1 pseudogene is annotated in these 299 nt (G+C 42.5%); it reads left to right on the forward strand.

Annotation, left to right across the window (positions count from 1 at the left end):
* Nucleotides 1-299, forward strand: a pseudogene (locus tag D0T50_RS13590) (hypothetical protein); the annotation flags it as partial.

Below are 299 nucleotides of genomic sequence, written 5' to 3' on the forward strand. Positions count from 1 at the left end.
AGAAATACTACGATGCCAAAGAAGGTGCTAAAGATAAATACCCGGATTTTTCTGTGAACAAAGAGTATCCCCAAGTAAAAGAAGCAGGTAGCAACTGGGACGAAGCAAAATGGATAGAAGAGACCCAATGGAACAAAGTTGTATTGATTCCGGTTGTTGATAACCAAGCCGATTTCTATTTCCTTGCACCGGGTAAGTATTGCGCCCGCCTAGTTGTTGACAATTCTGCCATATTCCCATCCAAAGGAGAAATGCGCAAGCTGGTACAAAGCGGAGGAGTTTCGTTAAACAAAGAAAAG

The organism is Bacteroides sp. 214 (assembly GCF_010501015.1).
Classification (GTDB): Bacteria; Bacteroidota; Bacteroidia; order Bacteroidales; family Bacteroidaceae; genus Bacteroides.